The following is a 1,955-nucleotide window of genomic DNA, read 5'->3' on the forward strand; positions in this document are numbered from 1 at the left end:
GCCGGTGGGTCAGTGGTCGGGTTATGGGGAATGCCCCGGTGTCTTGGGCGCTGCGCTCAGCTCAGCGGGTCGTCTGTGGAGTAGTGCAGCACCACCGCGATGGTCGCCGCCTTCAGGCCTGCGGCGCCCTCGACCGGCAGGTCCACAGGGCGCGGCGCCTCCGCCTCGACCCAGTCGCAGAGCCCGCCCAATGTGCGGTCGGCGGCAAGCGCAGTGCCGATGCTGGCGGTTAGCGCGTCGAAGGCGGTGTCACGCTCGGTGCCCTGAACGACCGCCTCGATCTCGGCGCGGTGCTGGTAGTGGTAAGCGAGTGGTGAGAGCGTCACCTCCGGATCCCCCGGCTCGCCGTCGCGCAAGATCAGCAGGCCCTCGGCCGGCACGCGCTCGGGCAGCACGTCGCCGCGAAGCGCGGTGGCGGGCAGCGCCGAAAGCCGCGCGTGCAGCGCGGCGAGGATGGTTTCGCGTGGGGTGGGCATATGCGACCACTTGTCGAAAGGCTGAACGATACACTCGGGCCGAACTCAATCCGGACTGGATCGGTCGAACCTTGGCCGGCGCCGTCGGACGTATTGGGCGGTGCCGGAACACATTCCCAGATCGACTCGTGGGAACTGCGCGTTTATGGGACGGCGAACACGGCGTCTTGCGAAAGCTTGATGGGCCAAGAATTCTTGCGGAGGTACGTCGTCGTGTCAGCCAATTCCGGAACACCGTGGTGGTCGTGGGCCGCGCCGACTGTCGCCATTGTTATGGGCACTGCCGGGACCATCGTTCTGCACGGCCAATTCCCGGTCGCGGTCTTCGTGGTCGCGGTTCCCGTTCTTTTCGCCGCCGTCTTCGCAGCTGTGCATCATGCCGAGACCGTGGCCCTTCGGATCGGCCAGCCTTTCGGGTCCATCCTTCTGGCTCTTGCAGTCACCGTGATCGAGGTCTCGCTGATCGTGTCGATGCTCCTCTCGTCGCCAGAGGCCGACAGCAGCATCGCCCGCGACACCGTCTTCGCGGCCATCATGATCGTTCTGAACGGCATTGTCGGGATGTGCCTTCTTGTTGGCGGTCTCCGGTTCCATGAGCAGAGTTTTCAGGCCGGGAGCGCGAGTGCAGCCCTTGGAGTGCTTGGCACGCTGGCGGTTCTCGGTCTCGTGCTGCCGAACTACACGACGACGGTTCCCGGACCGGTCTATGCACCTGCTCAGCTGGCTTTCGTGGCAGTGGTCTCCCTCGCGCTCTACGGCCTGTTTCTTTATGTGCAGACGGTCAGGCACAAGGACTCCTTCCTCGAACTCGACGAGGACGACGAGCATCATGCGCCACCGGACCGGCGCACCTTTCTGATCGCCCTCGTCCTCCTGCCGCTCTCGCTGCTTGCGGTCGTTCTGCTGGCCGAAGTCCTGGCGCATCCGGTGGGCGATGCCATCGTCGGATCGGGCTTTCCTGAAGCTCTGATCGGCGTTCTTATCGCGTTGATCGTGCTCATGCCCGAGGGTCTGGCCTCCTTGCGGGCCGCGCGATCGAACCGGCTACAGACCAGCATCAACCTCGCGCTCGGATCGGCACTGGCCAGCCTGTGCCTGACCATCCCGACCGTCGCAATCCTGTCGATCGCCATGGGCCAGACGCTGATCCTTGGGCTCGAGGCCGAGCATATGGTGTTGCTGCTCCTCTCATTGTTCATGGCGACGCTGACACTGGCCACAGGTCGGACGACCGTGCTTCAGGGGGGCATTCATCTTGTTATCTTCTTCGCTTTCCTGACGATCTCTGCCATTCCCTAGCAACAATGTGCTGCGTGAGATCTTGCGCACATATTTTCAGCTACCACGACCACCAGCAGCCTTCAGCGAACCCGACGTTCCACCCAGTTTGCCAGGATCAGCCCCGGCACGCTGTCGTGCGCGCGCTCGGCGTCGCGGTCGAGGTCGAGCCGCTTCGGCAGCTTGACCTGAGGCACCAGC

2 protein-coding genes are annotated in these 1,955 nt (G+C 64.3%); one reads left to right on the plus strand and one right to left on the minus strand.

Annotated elements, in window-relative coordinates; translation table 11 throughout:
• Positions 1–56 precede the first annotated feature (56 nt).
• Positions 57–476, minus strand: coding sequence for an acyl-CoA transferase (locus AB6A66_RS17335; RefSeq protein WP_371056877.1), 420 nt, complete (start codon positions 474–476; stop codon positions 57–59).
• A gap of 213 nt (positions 477–689) precedes the next feature.
• Between AB6A66_RS17335 and AB6A66_RS17340 the strand changes: the two genes are divergently transcribed.
• Positions 690–1,775 (plus strand): calcium:proton antiporter, encoded by a 1,086-nt coding sequence (locus tag AB6A66_RS17340; RefSeq protein WP_371056878.1) that lies wholly within the window; start codon positions 690–692, stop codon positions 1,773–1,775.
• The last annotated feature ends 180 nt before the right edge of the window (positions 1,776–1,955 follow it).

The sequence above is a fragment of the Rhodosalinus sp. K401 genome, assembly GCF_041365735.1.
Classification (GTDB): Bacteria; Pseudomonadota; Alphaproteobacteria; order Rhodobacterales; family Rhodobacteraceae; genus Rhodosalinus.